Source organism: Winogradskyella pelagia (assembly GCF_017581965.1).
GTDB classification, from domain to species: domain Bacteria; phylum Bacteroidota; class Bacteroidia; order Flavobacteriales; family Flavobacteriaceae; genus Winogradskyella; species Winogradskyella pelagia.
The window spans coordinates 1-19,614 of sequence record NZ_JAGEVF010000005.1 but is presented as its reverse complement, the minus strand read 5'-3'; the positions used below and the strand labels follow the sequence as shown (position 1 = coordinate 19,614).

At 37.0% G+C, this 19,614-nt stretch carries 17 protein-coding genes; 8 read left to right on the top strand and 9 right to left on the bottom strand.

Annotated features, from left to right (window positions below; all coding sequences use genetic code 11):
* Genes J4050_RS07615 through J4050_RS07605 form a run of 3 tightly spaced genes read right to left on the bottom strand, consistent with a single transcriptional unit; the run spans position 1 to position 1,865 of the window.
* The gene (locus tag J4050_RS07615) at positions 1–633 is read right to left on the bottom strand and encodes a DUF8845 family protein (protein ID WP_208153934.1); all 633 of its coding nucleotides are present in this window, start codon (positions 631–633) and stop codon (positions 1–3) included.
* Between the two features lie 4 nt (positions 634–637).
* Complete coding sequence (locus J4050_RS07610; RefSeq protein ID WP_208153932.1) at positions 638–1,132, bottom strand: RNA polymerase sigma factor; 495 nt, start codon at positions 1,130–1,132, stop codon at positions 638–640.
* A gap of 49 nt (positions 1,133–1,181) precedes the next feature.
* Positions 1,182–1,865, bottom strand: coding sequence for a lysoplasmalogenase (locus J4050_RS07605; protein WP_208153930.1), 684 nt, complete (start codon positions 1,863–1,865; stop codon positions 1,182–1,184).
* A 137-nt stretch (positions 1,866–2,002) separates the two neighbouring features.
* On the opposite strand from J4050_RS07605, the gene J4050_RS07600 reads away from it, so the two are divergent.
* Together J4050_RS07600 and J4050_RS07595 are read left to right on the top strand one after the other, a co-directional pair.
* Complete coding sequence (locus J4050_RS07600) at positions 2,003–4,153, top strand: TonB-dependent receptor (RefSeq protein WP_208153928.1); 2,151 nt, start codon at positions 2,003–2,005, stop codon at positions 4,151–4,153.
* A gap of 93 nt (positions 4,154–4,246) precedes the next feature.
* Positions 4,247–4,972 carry an energy transducer TonB gene (locus J4050_RS07595; protein WP_208153926.1) on the top strand — a complete coding sequence of 242 codons (726 nt, stop codon included), beginning with the start codon at positions 4,247–4,249 and terminating at the stop codon, positions 4,970–4,972.
* Positions 4,973–5,043: 71 nt separating this feature from the next.
* On the opposite strand, the gene J4050_RS07590 is transcribed toward J4050_RS07595, so the two are convergent.
* Positions 5,044–5,568, bottom strand: a complete 525-nt coding sequence (locus J4050_RS07590; protein WP_208153924.1) for a GNAT family N-acetyltransferase — start codon at positions 5,566–5,568, stop codon at positions 5,044–5,046.
* A gap of 10 nt (positions 5,569–5,578) precedes the next feature.
* The gene (locus J4050_RS07585) at positions 5,579–6,133 is read right to left on the bottom strand and encodes a thioredoxin family protein (protein ID WP_208153921.1); all 555 of its coding nucleotides are present in this window, start codon (positions 6,131–6,133) and stop codon (positions 5,579–5,581) included.
* A 70-nt stretch (positions 6,134–6,203) separates the two neighbouring features.
* On the opposite strand from J4050_RS07585, the gene J4050_RS07580 reads away from it, so the two are divergent.
* Positions 6,204–6,539, top strand: a complete 336-nt coding sequence (locus J4050_RS07580) for a tRNA-binding protein (RefSeq protein ID WP_208153919.1) — start codon at positions 6,204–6,206, stop codon at positions 6,537–6,539.
* A 29-nt stretch (positions 6,540–6,568) separates the two neighbouring features.
* On the opposite strand, the gene J4050_RS07575 is transcribed toward J4050_RS07580, so the two are convergent.
* From J4050_RS07575 to J4050_RS07565, 3 genes are all read right to left on the bottom strand, one after another.
* Positions 6,569–9,073: a M14 family metallopeptidase gene (locus J4050_RS07575; protein ID WP_208153917.1), complete on the bottom strand. Its 2,505-nt coding sequence runs from the start codon at positions 9,071–9,073 to the stop codon at positions 6,569–6,571.
* Between the two features lie 86 nt (positions 9,074–9,159).
* Positions 9,160–9,552: a PUR family DNA/RNA-binding protein gene (locus tag J4050_RS07570; protein ID WP_208153915.1), complete on the bottom strand. Its 393-nt coding sequence runs from the start codon at positions 9,550–9,552 to the stop codon at positions 9,160–9,162.
* Between the two features lie 66 nt (positions 9,553–9,618).
* Positions 9,619–11,376, bottom strand: coding sequence for an ABC transporter ATP-binding protein (locus J4050_RS07565; protein ID WP_208153913.1), 1,758 nt, complete (start codon positions 11,374–11,376; stop codon positions 9,619–9,621).
* A 134-nt stretch (positions 11,377–11,510) separates the two neighbouring features.
* Between J4050_RS07565 and J4050_RS07560 the strand changes: the two genes are divergently transcribed.
* The 4 genes from J4050_RS07560 to yajC all read left to right on the top strand — a co-directional run bounded on the left by J4050_RS07560 (position 11,511) and on the right by yajC (position 14,642).
* Entirely contained in the window at positions 11,511–12,614 is a 1,104-nt protein-coding gene (locus tag J4050_RS07560) for a Glu/Leu/Phe/Val dehydrogenase dimerization domain-containing protein (RefSeq protein ID WP_208153911.1), read from the top strand.
* 128 nt (positions 12,615–12,742) lie between these two features.
* On the top strand, positions 12,743–13,654 hold the full coding sequence (nusB, locus tag J4050_RS07555) for a transcription antitermination factor NusB (protein ID WP_243878582.1): 912 nt from the start codon (positions 12,743–12,745) through the stop codon (positions 13,652–13,654).
* A gap of 134 nt (positions 13,655–13,788) precedes the next feature.
* Positions 13,789–14,346: a DUF1573 domain-containing protein gene (locus J4050_RS07550; protein WP_208153907.1), complete on the top strand. Its 558-nt coding sequence runs from the start codon at positions 13,789–13,791 to the stop codon at positions 14,344–14,346.
* Between the two features lie 5 nt (positions 14,347–14,351).
* On the top strand, positions 14,352–14,642 hold the full coding sequence (gene yajC, locus J4050_RS07545; protein WP_208153905.1) for a preprotein translocase subunit YajC: 291 nt from the start codon (positions 14,352–14,354) through the stop codon (positions 14,640–14,642).
* A gap of 54 nt (positions 14,643–14,696) precedes the next feature.
* Here the strand turns inward: yajC and J4050_RS07540 are convergent, their stop codons facing one another.
* On the bottom strand, positions 14,697–15,296 hold the full coding sequence (locus J4050_RS07540) for a YdeI/OmpD-associated family protein (protein ID WP_208153903.1): 600 nt from the start codon (positions 15,294–15,296) through the stop codon (positions 14,697–14,699).
* 386 nt (positions 15,297–15,682) lie between these two features.
* Between J4050_RS07540 and J4050_RS07535 the strand changes: the two genes are divergently transcribed.
* Positions 15,683–19,614 (top strand): choice-of-anchor tandem repeat GloVer-containing protein (locus tag J4050_RS07535; protein WP_208153901.1); only part of this gene is annotated, 3,932 nt, incomplete at its 3' end.

Here is a 19,614-nt window from a genome sequence, read left to right as displayed (position 1 = left end):
TTAGACCTCTAACCGTTTAAGTTCTTCGTAGTTTCTGTTAAGTCGTTTTAAAAGAATACCATAAAGTAGTCTGTAAAACAACCATATTAGTCCTACCAATACTCCTGTTACCACAACAGTTATACCAATAAGAATTGACATTTGAGTATTGTTCATTTGAGCTACTTCCTCATGAAATAATGGGTTTTGTTGAAATTCAAAATATAAGGACAGTGGAACAGAAATAAATATCATTATTAGATTATAGAGCACGTAATATTTTATGACTTTACGTGTCCTTAAAATACTTTTCATTAAACGCCTAACGTTATCGGTAGTTGATATTGATTTATGGGAATGGTACAATAGATAAACAAAAACTGCTGTTACCACAAAGCCTAAAATCGTTAAACCCACGAACAAAGGATTTTCATAACTCTCATCTAAGCGTTGACGCATGCTGTCTGAGAATAGGTAAGGTACGTAGCTAATTAATACCCAAAACACAAGTTCTGCAACACTAATATAAAACAAGGTCTTAACTATATTAGACGATTTTTTATGGAGCATAGGGTAAATATCAGACTCCTCATAACTCTTAAAGTCGGCCTGTCCTTTGTTCCAATCTTTTTTTAATAAATCTAATTCATCCATATGATTACGGATTTAATATCGTTTTCAATTTCTTTTTAACTCTATTCATTTTTACACGCGCATTTACTTCCGTAATACCAAGGGTTGCACTTATTTCTCTATAGTCCTTATCTTCTAAATATAAAAACACGAGTGCTTTTTCTATATCGTTAAGTTGGCGAATGGCATTATACAATAGTTTTAGTTGCTGCTCTTCTGTATCATCATAGGCCTCGGCTTTTATCTTAAACTGTACTGTGTCAAATTCTTGCGTTTTTATACGCCTTTTTGATTTACGGTAAAGTGTAATCGCCGTATTCAATCCAACACGGTACATCCATGTGCTAAACTTGGAGTCGCCTCTAAACTTAGGGTATGCACGCCATAACTGAATTGTTATTTCTTGGAATAAATCATTATGCGCATCAACATTGTTGGTGTACAAACGGCACACCTTATGTACAATGTTTTGATGTTTTTTCAACTGCTCAACAAAACTATGTTCGAGTTCTTTATTCAATTGATGAGATTGGTTAGATAATACATTAGTAGTAATTGCATAAGTATTGTTACACTTTAGATTTTAAAATTCCAAAAACAATACCATACTGTGCAAAAGCGTAAGTAATCATAATACTTATATGAGAAAACGACAAAGGCTTAGAGAATTTGTCTATGGCTAACAAACTATCAGAGATAACAAATAAAAGTGCACCGCCAAAGACTAACCAATGCGTGAAAGCAGTTGTTGATTTCTTTCGTAAATATGCTAGTGTAGCCATAGTGATTATAACTAGCATATATACAATTACCGGAATCATCATCTCACCCAAATCGTCCTTTAAAAAGAAAAATATAGCAAAACCATAGGTAAGAAATGAAACTATAATAGGTAATGCGGATTTAGCTTTATCCCTTTGCAGCCAGAATGCCCTGCAATAAAATAGATGCGCTGTAAGAAATGCAATTAGGCCAGAGGTAAATGCATGTGCCCAATCATTCACAATCATTAATATGACATCTCCAAGGATTGAAAAAATTAACCCTGCTAAAATTAAGTTTTTAGTGACTCTTTTAAGGTCCGTAGAAAATGTCACAAACGCAACAATCAAACTTCCAACAATTGCCGGCTTAGCTATAAAATGGAAATAAGTCAAATGGCTTAAACTTCCTGAAATTAATTCAATAAGTACAATTATTACATATAGTATACTGAATTGCTTTTCTGAAGAAGTGAAGCTAAGCTTGTCCATTGAACAAATATATTCAATTCGTCATTTAAAAGTTACAGTTCGGTAAAATGGAATTTTTATTTGAGCAATTCTGAAGGAAGTTTGTGATGTTCATAAGAAAGGGTATTAGATTTTAAGTTAAAATCATCAATCAAATCATGAAACAGATAATAATCATAGTCTTAATTAGTCTTTTTCGATACGGAAACTCCCAGGTTACAATTTCAGGAAAAGTAGTAGACTTTAAAAACCAACCAATTTTTGGTGCTAATGTTTACTTAGATGGTACTTACGACGGTGCAACATCTAACGAAAATGGAGAGTTCTTTTTTTCAACCGAAGAAAAAGGTATGCATAACTTAACAGTATCCTTTATATCCTTTGAGACCAAAACGATTTATAAAGATGTTTCTAAGATGTCCAACCTTCAAATTAAGTTAAGGGAAGATGTTGAGTCTTTAGATACCGTTGTTTTGAGCGCAGGCACTTTTGAAGCAAATGACAACAGCAAAGTCTCTGTTTTAAAACCATTGGATGTTGTAACCACAGCAAGTGCTTTAGGCGACTTTGTCGGTGCTTTGCAAACGTTGCCAGGAACTTCTAATGTTGCGGAGGATGGTAGGTTATTTGTTAGAGGTGGAAATGCAGATGAAACTCAAATATTTATAGATGGAATAAGGGTTTTTACTCCTTATTCACCAACCACAAATAATATACCCACTAGAGGTCGTTACTCTCCATTTTTGTTCGATGGAATAACATTTTCTACAGGCGGATATTCATCAGAGTTCGGCCAGGCCCTATCTAGTGTACTGCTATTAAATACAATAAATGAACCCATTCAAGAAAAAACAGATATTGGTCTAATGACGGTTGGCGCAAGTTTGGGTAATACCCAAAAAGGGGAAAAGTCTTCTCTAAGTTTTAATGCCAATTATATCAACTTAGGGCCATACCTGGCTGTTTTTGAAGATAGGAATGATTGGGAAAAACCTTTTAGTGCAGCTCAAGGGGAAATGGTTTTTAGACGACGTTTCAACTCGGGCATTTTTAAATTTTATGCAGCTTTTGATACTACTAATTTTGAACTAACCCAAGAGGATATCAATTTTGAAGACGGTTTGCAGTATGCCCTCAGTAACAATAACTTTTATCTCAACTCCTCTTACAAAGGAGCTTTGGGCAATGGCTGGGCATTGACTTCTGGACTCAGTTATACTTTTGCAAAAAACAGAGTGGACATAGAGGAGAGTAATATTGAGAATCAAGAAAATTCAGCCCATTTAAAGGTGAAATTAAAGAAGCGCTTTAATAGTCGGTTTAAAATTAGCTTTGGGTTAGAGCAGTTTTTGACCAAATTTCAAGAAAACTTTAAAGGGCAAACCTTAGACGAAGACTATGGTTTTGATAATAATATTACCGCTGGTTTTGCTGAGGCCGATTTAATTTTCTCAAAGAATTTGGCTTTAAAAATAGGAGTTCGAGCAGATTACAGCGAAATTTTTAAAACCACAGATATTGCTCCACGTGCTGCATTGGCTTATAAGGTTTCTCAAAATGGCCAGTTCTCCCTTGCTTATGGTAACTTTTATCAAAACCCGAACTCAAATGCCTTAAAATTCAACCAAAATTTAAGCTCGCAGAAAACGTCTCATTATATTCTAAACTATCAATATGTAGATAAAGGAAAAATATTTAGGGCTGAGGCTTATAGAAAGGATTACGATAATTTGGTAAAGTTTGATACTGAATTTGAAACCTTCAATAGCAACATTAATTCTAATGGTAATGGTTATGCTCAAGGTCTTGACTTATTTTGGAGAGACAATACCAGTTTAAAAAACTTAGATTATTGGATAAGCTACTCTTTTTTAGACACCCAAAGAGACCATAGAAACTTCCCAATGGCAGTACAACCAGAATTCGCTACCAAGCATAACTTTTCAATCGTTGGAAAATATTGGATCGAAAGTTTAAAAAGTCAAGCAGGTATAGCTTATGGTTTTTCATCTGGCAGGCCATATACTGATCCAAATACCGATAAGTTTTTAGAAGAGCGTACTAAACCTTTTAATAGTCTTAGTGTAAACTGGGCTTACTTAATTGATCAGCAGAAGATTTTATATCTATCTGTAAACAATGTATTAGGATTTAAAAATATCAACGGTTATCAATATAGTAACACACCAGATGTAAACGGTCAGTTTAATAGGCGAGCCTTACGTCCAGCCGCAGATCAATTCTTTTTTATTGGCTTTTTTTGGACCATTAGTGAGGATGGAAATGACAATCAATTGAACAATCTATAATTTGTTAAAAAATTTAACAATTTCTTAAACATGACTTTTATCATGCTTTTTCCGGCTAATGCTTGTTAGCTTTATACTATAAAATTAAACGTCATGGAACTCAAGAAGAACCCAAAAGCCAATGTAGGTCGAAACAGCAGTTTATATTTTGCTGTTGGCTTAAACGTAATGTTACTCCTGACATATTTAGGACTAGAACATAAGACTTACGAACAATCAGCTACCAAGATAGATGTCTTAATGCTGCAAGATCAATTAGAGGAAGATATTCCTATCACAAATATCAATATACCACCTCCACCACCTCCTAAAACTATAGTAACGGAAGCTATACAAGTTGTAGAAGACGTTGAGGAAATAGAAGAAACTGTAGTTGAAAGTACAGAATTGGGACAAGATGATATAATCGAAGAACGTGAGGTGTCAATTGAAGAGGTAGAGGTAGTTGAAGTAGAGGAAGATATAGAAGTACCATTTGCGGTTATAGAGCAAGTTCCAAGATTCCCTGGTTGTACAGGTTCTAATGCCGAACTAAAGGCTTGTTTCCAAAAGAAAATGCAAGAGCATTTACAGAAACACTTCAGATATCCAGAGGTAGCTAAAGAGCTTAATATACACGGAAAAGTATTTGTATTTTTCTTAATAGATAAAGAAGGTAAGGTATCTAAAATTAAAAGTAGAGGACCAGACAAACTGTTAGAAAAAGAAGCAGAGCGTATTATGAGTCTATTGCCAAAAATGGAACCTGGTAAACAACGTAACAAAGCAGTGGGTGTTCCATATAGTATCCCAATAAACTTTAAATTACAAGTTCAATAAGAACTTACTATCATAACATTTGGTTAGAGTAATTTGATTGATTGCAAAACCCCTTGAAAAGAGGGGTTTTGTTATTTTAAGGGGTTTTTCATAACGTACCAATTACAAAGTGTATTATCGAAAATAAAAGTTCCTGCTTCAGTCATTCCTATTTTCTTCAGTATATGATTACTGGCTCCATGCTTTGCCTCTGCGGCAGCACAAATTTCCTTTAATTTTAATTTTTTAAATCCAAAATCTATTGAAGCTAATGCTGCTTCTGTTGCATAACCGTTTCCCCAAAACTGTTCCTTCAACCTGTAACCAACATCGCAGTAATTAAATTCTTTACGTACCACACGCTCAAATTTTAAACCAGACCAACCTATAAATTCTTTAGTGTCTTTTTTAGTAATTGCTAAACGCCCGATACCAAAAGTTTTGTACTGCTCAATGATATCTTTAATCATTATTTTAGATTCTTCAATAGATGTTATAGGATTATTTCCTAGAAATTTAAGAACATTAGGATTTGAGTCGAGTTCAAAAAAATCATTAACATCGTCAATTGTAACTGGTCTCATTACCAAACGCTCAGTTTCAATTACAGTTTTCATATGAGTATGACTACTTCCATTTAATATTACATCCCATACTCGGTTTTTGATGAGGCACAGCGCTACCATCTTTAAGCAATACATCCATAGCGTATCTTAAATCATTTGCTGTGACTGGTATACCATTTCCTGGTCTAGAATCGTCCAATTGGCCAGCATATACTAATTTAAGGTTAGCGTCAAATAAGAAGAAATCTGGCGTACAAGCTGCATCATATGCTCTAGCAATTTGTTGGGTTTCATCATAAAGATAGGGGAATGGATAGTCTAGCTCTAAGGCGTTTTGCTTCATTAAGTCTGGGCTATCCTGAGGATAGTTGGCTACATCATTACTCGAAATAGCAATGCAATTAATTCCTTTGGCCTTATAATCTAAGGCAAGTTTTACCAGTTCTTTATTTACATGAATCACAAAAGGGCAATGATTACAAATAAACATAACCAAAGTACCATTAGCGCCTTTTAAAGCGCCTAACGATTTGATTCTGTCATCCACAGTGTCCACGAGGTTGAAATCTGGAGCTTTGGTGCCTAAAGGCAACATGTTTGAAGGGGTTAATGCCATTATTTTGTTATATTAAATTTTTAATTAACGTTATTTCAGTTATAAGATATTGAAACAAGTTCAACATTGCATGGAAAATATAATAACATTTGAAGACTTTACAAAAGTAGATCTTAGAGTAGGTACCATAATTGAAGTCAATGATTTTCCTGAGGCTAAAAAACCAGCATACCAATTAACCATAGATTTTGGTGAATTAGGACTAAAAAAATCCTCAGCTCAAATAACAACTATATATTCTAAAAATGATTTAAAACATAGGCAAATAGTGGCAGTGGTAAATTTCCCGAACAAACAAATAGCCAATTTTATGAGCGAATGCTTGGTTATAGGAGCCGTTAGTGAGAATAAGGTGTTTTTATTAAGTCCGGAATCTAAAATTAAAAATGGAACCCAAGTATCTTAACACTATCAGTTTAGAATGAGATAAGTCTGCTACAATTCCTCCCTAAAAAAGATAGCATTCATTAATAATTTATTCGTACCATACCAAAACGCTCTAAAATTAGTATTGTCTGTAAATCCAACAACGGTTCCTCTGCCAAGGCCTCCAATTTTAAGTGGCACGGTTTGCGATAGGCTGTCTAAATTTCGTTTTGATATATAGCCACTTAATAGAGGGTTTTCCGTGTATTGTATTGGATTATTGTAACTGTTCTTGTCTGGTTTCATAAAAAGCGAGGTGTTTCTAAACAACGCTAATTTGTCATTTTTATATCCAAAGTTAATAGGATGAGAGCGATCTAGTTCCGCTTCAAAAATTGCGCCTCCAATGACTTGTGCTCCCCTAAAGTTGCGTTGTTGCTCAAAACTTATGTTTTTAGCTGTAAGCTTATTAGTTTTAAAATCAATTTTAATGAATTTTTTGCTATTTAACCATTTAAGTGCATTTCTATAGGCTATAAGTGTTCCGCCGTTTTCAATCCACGATTTCAGTTTTTTAGTACCATTTTCATCTAAGGCAGAGGAGGAGTTAACCATAATAATAGCGTTGTACCTTGATAAATCTGCACGTCTAAAGTTTTTAGTATCTAATTTTGTAACTGTTATATCGTAACGTGTATCTAAAGCATGCCATATTTCTCCTGCGTCGTATGAGCTCATACCACTTCCCACTAAAAGCGCAATATGAGGCCTTTCTAATGACCTAAAGTTATTACTGCCTAAATCTATTCCATCATTAAGTCCTGTAGCCACAGCATCTATTGTAATATGACTTTCTTGGGCCGCTTCATTTAAGACTGTATAAATCTCATCTGGGGATAATTTCTGATTTTGAGCAGGAATCATGATTGTTCCGTAGTCATAAGCTTTTCCATTGGCTTTAAACTGTTTCATGCTAACCTTTGCTCGGATGCCTTGGTCTAAAATTGTATTTAGGAGCTTTGGAGAATAGTACTCATGCCACTCAAAAAGATAGGCGTAGTTGCTTTTATTGCTTACACTTCCAGCTTTGTGCTCAAGTATTTTAACTTCATTTCCCGCATGTTTTATTGTTGTGTCGTCATAATCTAAGTTAAACGCTAAAGGAAACGTCCAAGCAGAAATGTCATAGAAAAGACTGTCTTGAAATGTTGTTCGTTTTTCAAACATGGCATTTATGAGCCTAGTGTTTTTTTGATTTTTTGGTACAACATAGCTGTAGCCTTTTTTGAAACGTTTCCCATTAATCTCTACATCAGATTCTAAATCGTGAAATGTAATATGATGACGTTTTAAAATCTCTGCAAGATGATAGGTTTTTGCAGCGTCTTTTTCGTCTCCGAAGATGATTGCTTTTTTATTCTCTTTTTTTCCTTCTGCTCTAGCATTTTTGAAGAAGTTGTATTGGTACTCAAGCAATTCTTTGCGCATGCTTTTAGCGGCTTCAAGCGTAGACAAAGCTGCCGTAAATTGATTTCTAATAGTGAAAGGAAAGGTTAGAACTCCATTATCACTTTCTTGCATATGCCCGCGAGAACTAGCTTGTTCAAACAGAATTCCTATACCGCCATTAATATCTGGAAACGTAGAGCCCTTTCCGTAATAATAGTCATCAAAACTCTCTTCAGAATAATATAAAGAGCCAATTTCATCTAGTGCTTTGGCATGGTAAGTCGCTATTCCCTTTGTCAACTCTTGATTTAATTTTGGAGTTAACGGGTGGGTTCTAGACGGTATGCCTGGTTGAAAGAAGAAGCTGGAGTTTGTTCCCATCTCATGATGGTCGGTTAAGATATTGGGCAGCCATTTATGAAATGTGGCAATTCGCGCTCTAGACTCGGGCAGCTGGGCCGGTAACCAATCTCTATTTAAATCAAACCAATAATGATTGGTTCTTCCACCAGGCCAAACTTCACTATATTCCCTGTCATTTGGGTCTGGGTTCAAATTCATAGACCGATTGCTATTGGCCCAATACGCAAAGCGTTGTAATCCATCTGGATTGTAGGAAGGGTCAAAAAGAATTACCGTGTTACTAAGTAAATCTTCAATGGCAGGACCTTGAGCTGCGGCTAGATAATATGCGACGAGTAAGGATGCATTTGCGCCACTAGGTTCATTACCATGGATTGAGAATCCTTGATAAACCACAATTGGCCTATCTGCATTAAAGTTGTCTATAGAAGTTCCTTCTATATGGTCGTTTCTAATTTTGTCAATTGAATTGTGATTTGCAGGAGACGTTATTGTTAACAATAGTAAAGGTCTGTCTTCGAAAGTTTCACCAGTTTCTATTATAGTAATCCTATCTGAAGCATTGGCCAAGGCATACATATACTCAACCAACTTATCGTGAGTAATATGCCATTCTCCAACGTTGTGCCTTACAACACTTTTTGGCGTAGGAATAGTTGGATTATAAGAAATGTCGGATGGTAAATAATATGATAAATCCGTGGAGTTTTGAGACGAAAGGGTAACCGTAAATACTAATAGTACCAGAATTATATTGCGCATAAAGTCTATAAATGTTTGTTGGTGCCTAAAAATAAAAAAACCGTTACTAGAGGTAACGGCTTTTTATTTTAATTTAACAGAAGATTTTAAATATCGTCAAAACTTATGTCTGTGAAACTTTCTGGTCCTTTGCTAGTGTCTTCTGGAGTTTTTCCTTCTTGACTTGCAAAATCATTTTCTCTCTTGTAATCTTTTTGGTGACGCTCGCTTATCACTTCTTCTCCTTTTTCTTCGATGATATAGTCTGTCATCTCAGCAAGAATGTCTCTAAACTCTGTAAAATCTTCTTTATATAAGTAGATTTTATGCTTTTTATAGTGGTAAGATCCGTCGTCGTTAGTAAACTTTTTACTTTCTGTAATGGTGAGGTAGTAGTCACCTGCTTTAGTTGCTCTTACATCAAAAAAGTAGGTGCGTCTTCCTGCTCGTAAAACTTTAGAATAAATTTCTTCTTTATCCATCATTTCATAATCACTCATAACTCAATCATTAGATTTTAAAAATTCAATCCAAAAATCTAAAAAAAAAGTAAAGTAACCAACAATTTATTGTATTTCTTTTTCGGACAGTTGTTTAGTGTAGAGTTCCTTGTAATAGCCCTCTTCGGTAATTAAATCTTCATGGGTGCCAGATTGAGAAATTTTCCCATCTTCGAGAACAATAATTTGATCCGCATTTTTTGCTGAAGATACGCGATGACTCACAATAATGGTTGTTTTACCTTTGGTAAGTTTTACGAGGTTTTTCAATATTTTTTCTTCGGTCTCCGTATCAACTGCAGACAAACAATCATCGAAAAGAAGTATTTCCGGTTTTTTAATTATAGCTCTTGCGATTGAGACTCTTTGTTTTTGTCCACCCGAAAGTGTTATGCCGCGTTCTCCTAAAACGGTATCGTAGCCTTTATTAAATCCTATGATATTTTTATGCACTCTGGCATTTTTAGCTGCTTCTATAACCTCCTCTTCAGAAGCTTCTTCTTTTCCAAATTTAATATTGTTCCTAATACTGTCTGAAAACAAAAAGGCATCCTGTGGCACGTAACCAATGCTTTCCCTTAAGCTAGTGAGATTTAATTCATCAATTCTAGTATTGTCAACTAATAATGAACCTTTGTTTATATCGTATAACCTACCAATAAGATCTAGAATTGTAGATTTTCCTGAACCTGTCTTTCCAAGTATAGCTAAGGTTTCTCCAGATTTTAATGAAAAGCTGACATCTTTCAAAGCTTCAATATTTGTGTCTGGATATACAAAAGACACGTTCTTAAATTCAATATCGCCTTTTATTGGTGTTGGCTGGGCCGTTTTATTCTGTATTTCAGGTTCTGTTTTAAGAAATTGATTAATACGCTTTTGGGAAGCTTCGGCTTGCTGAACTAAAGAGGTCACCCACCCAACGGTTGCCACTGGCCACGTTAACATGTTTACGTATATAATAAACTCTGCAATAGTACCAATTTGTTGAATTTCACCATTCATGTATTGCAACCCTCCAATATAAATCACTAATAGATTACTAATACCAATAAGTAGTATCATCAAGGGAAAGAACAATGCTTGTACTTTGGTTAAATCAATTTGCTTTTGTCTATTCTCAATAGATAGTCTTTCAAAATCATGGTTAGTACTTGGCTCAATACCGTAGGATTTAATAACTGAAATACCACTAAATGCCTCCTGTGAATAAGTTGATAGGGCCGATAAAGACTCTTGTACAATAGTACTCCTTTGATTTATTAAGCGACTTAATTTGTATATGGCTACCGATAATATGGGTAATGGAAGAAGCGTATATAGCGTTAATTTAGGTGCAGTACTTATCATGTAAATTAATGCCACGGCAAAAAGCGTAATGGTATTCATAGTATACATTATGGCTGGGCCTACATACATTCTTACCTTACCTACATCCTCGCTTATCCTATTCATGAGGTCGCCTGTTCTATTGGACTTGTAAAAATTTAAGGATAACACTTGGTAGTGCGCGTATATCTCATTTTTTAAATCATATTCTATATATCTCGATACATTGATTATAGTCTGACGCATTAAAAAAGTAAAGAGTCCTGCAATAACTGCAGCTCCTAATAAATACAGAATATTGGTCATTAACTCTGCTCTAAATATCTCTTCAGAGATTTTTCCATCTAATCGGTCTGAGACGACATTAATCGATGCTCCAATTAAACGTGGTGTAAAAAGCGCAAATATCTTGGCGATGATGGTTATAAAAATCCCAATTATTAAGCGGTATCTATATTTATAAAAGTATTTATTGAGATGTTGAAGTGCTTTCATAATGCATTTGGTCGGGCAAAAGTATTACGATAATCCCATTTACACGTTAATATTTTGCTAATCCTCTAATATTAATTTAATTTTGCAAGCCGTTTTTAAACAATTTTTAAACGGCCTAAATCTATACATTCGATATGACTTCAGACGTAGTCTCTTCAAAAGAATTAACACAACTCGATCCGGTATTCGGTCAAGCTTCTTTTGATAATCACGAACAAATCGTTTTCTGCCATGATAAAGATACTGGTTTAAAAGCGATCATAGGAATACATAATACTGTATTAGGTCCAGCTTTGGGCGGAACAAGGATGTGGCAATACAATAATGAATGGGAAGCACTTAACGATGTGCTCCGTCTTTCTCGCGGTATGACTTTTAAGTCGGCAATAACGGGCTTAAATTTGGGAGGAGGTAAAGCTGTGATTATCGGAGATGCCAAAACTCAAAAAACACCCGAATTAATGAAAAAATTCGGTGAGTTTGTACATTCTTTAAGCGGTAAATACATTACGGCCGAAGATGTTGGTATGGAGACAGAGGATATGGATTTAGTTCGTGAAGTGACACCTTACGTTACCGGAATTTCAGAAAGTAAAGGTGGCGCTGGGAATCCATCGCCAATTACGGCTTATGGCGTTTTTATGGGTATGAAAGCGGCAGCCAAATTTAAATTTGGGTCGGATATATTAGAGGACAAAAACGTCTATGTGCAAGGCATTGGTAATGTTGGTGAGGCCTTAGTAGAGCACCTTGTTAATGAGGGTGCTAATGTTACCATAGCAGATATAAGTCAAGAGCGCTTAGAGGAGGTCCGCTCCAAATATGATGTTACTATTTACGGTGGACTAGATATTTACAGTGAAGAAATGGATATTTATGCACCATGTGCACTTGGTGCAACTATTAATGATAAAACCATATATAAGTTGCAGGCTAAAATAATTGCAGGTGCAGCTAATAATCAGCTTGCTGTTGAAGAAAAACACGGTCGTATCCTCCAAGAGCGCGGTATTGTATATGCACCAGATTTCTTAATTAATGCTGGAGGTATCATTAACGTGTATGCCGAATTAGAGAATTACGATCGCCAAGAAATAATGCGCAAGACAGAAAATATCTATAATACTACCCTAGAAATTCTGGATAATGCAAAGGTGAATAAACTAACAACGCATAATGCAGCATTAAATATAGCAAGGGAACGCATAGAGACAAGAAAGCGAGAAAATTCTAAATAATTTTTTTCGAGATTAAATAATAGTATTTTTGCAAGGTGAATCAAAAAAAAGGTTCACCTTTTTTAATCAGTATTAAATAAGAAAGTTCTTTAAACATGCTTACTCGAAGACATATAAGAATAAAAGTTATGCAGTCTCTCTATGCTTACAGAGGCACTGAAAGTGACAATTTCTCTAAGGATGAAAAATTCTTACTCCATAGCTTAGATAGCATGTACGATTTATACCTCTCTATTTTTGCGCTCTTAACTGAACTCCACAAAAAGAGTGTAGACTATAATAAAAAGATACAGCAAACACTTTCAAACATTGAAGAAGGCAGAAATATGCCTTCAATGATCGAAAGCAACAAAGTGCTTAAGATTATAGTTTCAAATGCAAAACTTCAAGAAATTATAAAAAAGCGCAAACTCAACTTTTGGGACCTAGATTTTGAGTATGTAGATATTCTATTCAAATTAATAAATAATAGTAGTATTACCCAAGCCTATGCGAAAACCGGTAAGACTAGTTTTGAAGCGGACAAAAATCTCATTATTAATATCTATTCAGAAGTCATTGCGCCAAATGACAAATTATACGAGTATTTTGAGGATAAAAAATTAACATGGGTAGATGATTTGCCAATTGTTAACACTGCCATTGTAAAGCTCTTTAGGAAATTAAAAGAATCCAACCCAGATACGTTTCTTCTTCCTGAGTTGTACAAGGACGAAGAAGACAGAACCTTTGCAACAACCTTACTGAAAAAGACGCTTTTAAATGCCTCTAAATTTGGAGGCGAAATAGCCCTTAAAACTAAAAACTGGGATGCAGACCGTTTGGCTAGCGTAGACGGAGTACTATTAAAAATGGCTCTCTGTGAATTTCAGAAGTTCCCATCGATTCCTTATAAAGTAACCATTAACGAGTATTTAGAGATAGCCAAGGAATATTCAACACCAAAGAGCAGTATTTTTATCAATGGTATCTTAGACCGTATTATAAAAGAATACAAGGAAGAAGGGCTTCATCCTAAGGCTGGTCGTGGATTATTGTAAAATAGAAACCTAGTAGTGATAGTTATTTCCTACAATAGAGTGTTAACTCAACGATAAATCTTTCAATTGATTTAAATAATTCTTATCTTCGACGGCTGAATAAATCAAGTAGATATTAATTTAAATATACAGCAATGAAAAAAGTTATTTTAGGTTTAGGTGCACTTTGCATGATTGCATTTACATCTTGTAAAGACAATGCAGCCGACAAAATTAAATCAGAAAATGTTGCAGTAGCAGCTGAGAGAGATGCTAATGCAGGAAACTTCCCTGTGATTTCTTTCGATAAAACGGAGCACGACTTTGGTTCTATTGAGAATGGGACTCCTGTTGAAACCACATTTAAGTACACAAATTCTGGTAATTCAATGCTTGTTGTAAGCAATATTAAGAGTACTTGTGGTTGTACCGTACCTTCTAATTGGACAAAAGAAGTAGCTCCAGGAGAAACAGGTGAATTTACCGTAAAATTCAACGGTAAAGGAAATGGTAACAAGGTGACTAAATCAGTAACAATGACCACAAATACTGAAAAAGGAACTGAAGCTGTAAAGATCATGGCATTTGTAGAAAAAGATCCAAACGCTCCAGCATCAAAAGCAACAGTGCAGCAAACTACGAGTAATCCTTTAGCTACACCAGCCAGAAAGTCCTCAACACAACCAGGTCACGAAGGCCATAATCACGACTAATTTTAATGGAAGGATTAGGTTCGTTTTTACCGTTTATAGCCATTTTTGCAGTGATGTATTTCTTTATGATTGCACCACAAATGAAGCGTGCGAAAAAAGAAAAGAAATTTGCTAGCGAAATGAAACGTGGCGACCGCATTATTACTAAAAGCGGTTTACATGGAAAAGTAGTAGAGCTCAACGATAAGGATAATAGCTGTGTTATAGAAACTATGGCAGGCAAACTAAAGTTCGACCGTTCTGCTATATCCATGGAAATGAGCCAGAAATTAAGTGCACCTGTTGTGAAGAAGTAATTCTAACAGCCCATTTATAAAATTTAAATCCGCCTATTTAGGCGGATTTTTTTGTTAGCAGTTTTTATACTTCTCGTAGAGACCCATGCCAGCAAGTATCATGGGCCTTATTTTTTCTAAACGTGCCAGTTTGGTTGTTTCTCTTTTGGCCGAACTAATGTGCTCACAATATTCCCTCTGTTTTCCTGGGGTCAATGTCTTAAAAGCCTGTTTTAATGCCTGGTCAGCGTTCAAAGCAGAACTGAGCTCATTAGGTATAACTAGGGGTTTTGCTTTGCGTTCTGGCTTTAGTTCGCGTCCTTGGCGTTGATTGTCAATAGCTTCCTTAACATAAGCCAACACAATAGGTGCATTAATCTCATCCTTATGGGTAAACCGCATTTGTCGTAGGGCCTTGGTTTTGTTCTCTTGGGCATTAACCATTAGATTCTCAGTGTCTTTTAAAAAGACACCATTAAAAAACCACAAGCCAAAGTGATTTTTAAAGGCACCTAGCCCAACAATATTTTTACCATTGAGGGTATACACAGGAGCACCCCATTTAATGGCTTCTTGTAATTCGGTAGATAAAATCAGCTTTCTTAGCAAATGAAGGGCTTCAGAATAACTTGGGTGCAAGGCTATATAGTGGTCAACGGAACGGATGGTTTTCATGTTCTATGGGTTAAGCTGTAATGTTATTTCTAAAAAACAATATTTAAAGGTATAGATTTTAAATTTTAAGATGCTTTAACACTTTAAGGAATTTATTTACTGTTTGGCGAATTTTAAAAAGACTCAACGGGTCGTAATATTTTTTTTACTAGTTTTAAACTGCTATTAATCAACATTCTGAACAACCTTGATTCTGAAAATTATTCGTCCCCCTTTTAAATGAGTATTTAAAATAGAGAGCCTCTATGGGCTATACTTGTAGTTTTCTCAGGTTCATTTGTATTTGGTTAAGGTAATAATTACGTTTTACCCGATCTGCCTTTTTTATCTATTGCAACATATTTAATTGCGAGGTTATGGTATGTTATTAAAAAACCAACATGACCATGAAAACCTTTACCCTTTCATTTTTTAGACCAGAGAATTATCAAACGTATATATGTAAAAATAAGCGCAGAAGCATTAGCATAGGGTTGTCAGTAATACTGTGCCTGCTTGCGGCTATATCACTTAACGCGCAAAGCCCTGAACTTTGGGGAATGACTTTTCAAGGAGGAGAAGATAATAAAGGTAATATATTTAAAACGGATGCCAATGGTAATAACGCGCAATTGGTATACGGTTTTCCGGTAGATTTTGCGGGAGCCGATCCTTCTGGTTCAGTCATACAAGTTAACAATGGTAAGATATACGGGATGACTAACGAAGGTGGAAGCAATAATCTCGGTGTACTGTTTGAGTTCGACCCAGCCACTAACACCTATACCAAAAAGCTTGATTTTGATGGTGCATCCAATGGGGCAAATCCCATTGGCAGCTTGATGGAGGCGACCAATGGCAAGCTTTACGGGATGACAGTTTTTGGTGGAACCTTTAATCGCGGCGTACTTTTTGAGTACGACCCAGCGACAAGCACCTTTGCCAAAAAGCTCGATTTTGATGGAACCATCAAAGGCCGAAATCCTAATGGTAGCCTGGTGCAAGCAGCCAATGGAAAGCTCTACGGTATGACTGGTGGAGGCGGAAGCAGTGATTATGGCGTGCTCTTCGAGTACGATCTAGTAAATGCTACCTATACTAAAAAGCTCGATTTTGACGGCACGTTCAATGGCCGGAATCCTTTAGGTAGCCTAATTCAGGCGTCCAATGGCAAGCTCTACGGGATGACATCTGGGGGAGGTATCTTTTCCGGTGGCGTTCTTTTTGAGTACGATCCTGCAACGGATACCTTCACGAAAAAGTTAGATTTTAATACCTCTAATGGTAACGGTTGGCAACCTTTTGGCAGTCTGATTGAGGCGACCAACGGCAAGCTCTATGGAATGACAGCACGTGGCAATATTGGTAATGATTTTGGCGTACTGTTTGAGTACGACCCAGCGACAAGCACCTACACGAAAAAGTTTGATTTTGATGGCATTAATGGCTGGAGTCCATGGGGCAGCCTGGTGCAGGCAGTAAACGGGAAGCTCTATGGGATGACACAAGGTGGTGGCAGCAATAATTCTGGCGTTCTGTTTGAGTACGACCTTGCAACGAGCATCTATACCAAAAGGCTAGATTTTGACGGCACATCCAACGGCGCATCCCCCCGTGGCAGCCTACTGCAGGCGACCGACGGAAAGCTCTATGGGATGACGCGACGTGGCGGTAGTAATGATAGTGGTGTCCTTTTCGCGTACGACCCGTCCACTAGTACCTATACCAAAAAGCTAGATTTTGATAGTTCTTTCGAAGGCCTACAGCCGGCTGGCAGATTGGTACAGACTTCCAACGGCATGCTCTACGGGATGACACAAATCGGTGGTAGCAATAATTTTGGCGTTCTGTTTGAGTATGACCCAATAACTAGTACCTATACCAAAAGGCTCGATTTTGATGGCACGTCCAATGGCCGGAATCCTTTAGGTAGCTTAATTCAGGTGTCCAATGGCAAGCTTTATGGGATGACTTTACAAGGTGGTAGCAATAATTTTGGCGTTCTGTTTGAGTATGACCCAATAACTAGTACCTATACCAAAAGGCTCGATTTTAATGGCACCTCCAACGGCCAGAATCCCTATGGTAGCCTCGTGCAGGCGTCCAACGGCAAACTCTATGGCATGACACAGGGTGGAGGCACCTTTGACTCTGGCGTACTTTTCGAGTATGACCCAGCAACGGGCATCTATACCAAAAGGCTTGATTTTAATGGCACTACTGGTAGACAGCCCTTTGGCAGCCTAGTCGAGGCGGCAAACGGCAAGCTCTACGGGATGACACGACTTGGCGGTAGTAATAATGACGGCGTACTCTTTGAGTACGACCCGTCCATCAGTACCTATATTAACAAATTTGATTTTGACCGCACTAACGGTGAGAATCCTTACGGTAGCCTGATACAGGCATCCAATGGCAAGCTCTATGGGATGACACAAGGTGGCGGAAGCAATTTTGTCGGCGTACTTTTCGAGTACGACCCAGCGACGAGCACCTACACGAAAAAGTTTGATTTTGATGGCATTAACGGCCGAAATCCATGGGGCAGCCTGGTGCAGGCGTCCAACGGTAAGCTCTACGGGATGACAGAACGTGGCGGAAGCAATAATAGAGGCGTACTGTTTGAGTACGACCCAGCGACCAACACCTACGCCAAAAAGCTGGACAGTGATGGCAGTTTTGCTAATAATGGACGCTTTGATAATGGTTTAATTGAGGTTAATGTGTCGCCACCCCAAGCCCCCTTCATCACCACCTGGCAAACCACAACGGCCAATGAAAGTATAACCATACCAACTACAGGCAGTGGTTATAACTATACCGTAGACTGGGGCGACGGAATGGTGGATACCAACCAAACAGGCAATGCCACACACACTTATGCAACGGCAGGTACACATACGGTATCTATAACAGGGGATTTTCCTAGGATTTATTTTGGCAATGGTACATCTGGAAATAGACTTCAAATAGTAGAGGTAAATCAATGGGGTGATATTGAATGGACAAGTATGGAACAGGCTTTTCTTAGTTGTGTAAACTTAAATATTACAGCAAATGATACACCTAATTTGTCTAATGTTACGTCTTTCAGCAGTACGTTTAGCAACTGTCAAAATTTAATAGGCACTTCTTCTTTTAATAATTGGGATGTTTCTGGTATTATTACTATGAACAATATGTTTGATGGAGCAGCCTCATTTAATCAAAATATAGGATCTTGGGACGTTTCTGGATGTGAGAATATGAATTCAATGTTCGATAGTGCGGCTTCATTTAACCAAGATCTTAATTCTTGGGATGTTTCAAGTGTAAAAGCCATGAACAACATGTTTAATGGAGCAACTTCATTTAATGGTAATATTGGTAGTTGGAATGTTGGCCAAGTTGAGTCTATGTCGTTTATGTTTCTCAACGCCATTAACTTCGATCAAGATATATCCAGTTGGAATGTCTCCGCAGTTACAACGATGGTGAATATGTTTGCTGGCGCAACTTCATTTAATCAAGATTTAGTTGCTTGGAATGTTAGCGCAGTTCGAGAAATGTCAGGTATGTTTAGAAATGCTACTTCCTTTGATCAAAACATTGGTGACTGGGATATTTCGTCACTTTTTTCTGCATCTGCAATGTTTGATGGGGTAACACTTTCCCAAATTAATTATGATAACTTATTAAATGGTTGGGCAACTTTAGATACAGGTGAAACTACAGTACCTTTTGCTGTTCAATTTTCTGGTGGTAATAGTCAATATTGTGATGGTGAGCCTGGCAAAACTACCTTAGAAGGTTTGTTCTGGACCATTACAGATGGTGGGATTAACTGTCCTTGCGAAGTAGCCATAGACACCCAACCACAAGATGCAACGATTTGTGATGGTGACGCGCTGAGTTTTGATGTTAGTGCATCAGGAGACGGCACACTAAGCTATCAGTGGCAAGTAGATGATGGTAATGGCGGTGGCTTTGTAGACCTTGGTGCACTAAGTGCAACATCTGCCTTAGACTTTGCGATGATGGCTACTGGTGGCGATGGGAATCAATATCAGGTTATCGTTACCGCAGACAACAATACTCCAGGTGATACCAGTGATGATTGTTCAGTAACCAGTTCTATCGCAACATTAACGGTGAATGCATTACCAACAGTAACTGCTAACGCCACATCTTTAGAAATTTGTGAAGGCGAGGAAGTTACGCTAACAGGTGGAGGTGCAGATACATATCTATGGGATAATGGTGTAACGGATAATCAGGCCTTTGTGCCAACTGAAACAACAACCTATACCGTTACAGGTACAGATGCAAACGGTTGTGAGAATACTGCTGAGGTAACCGT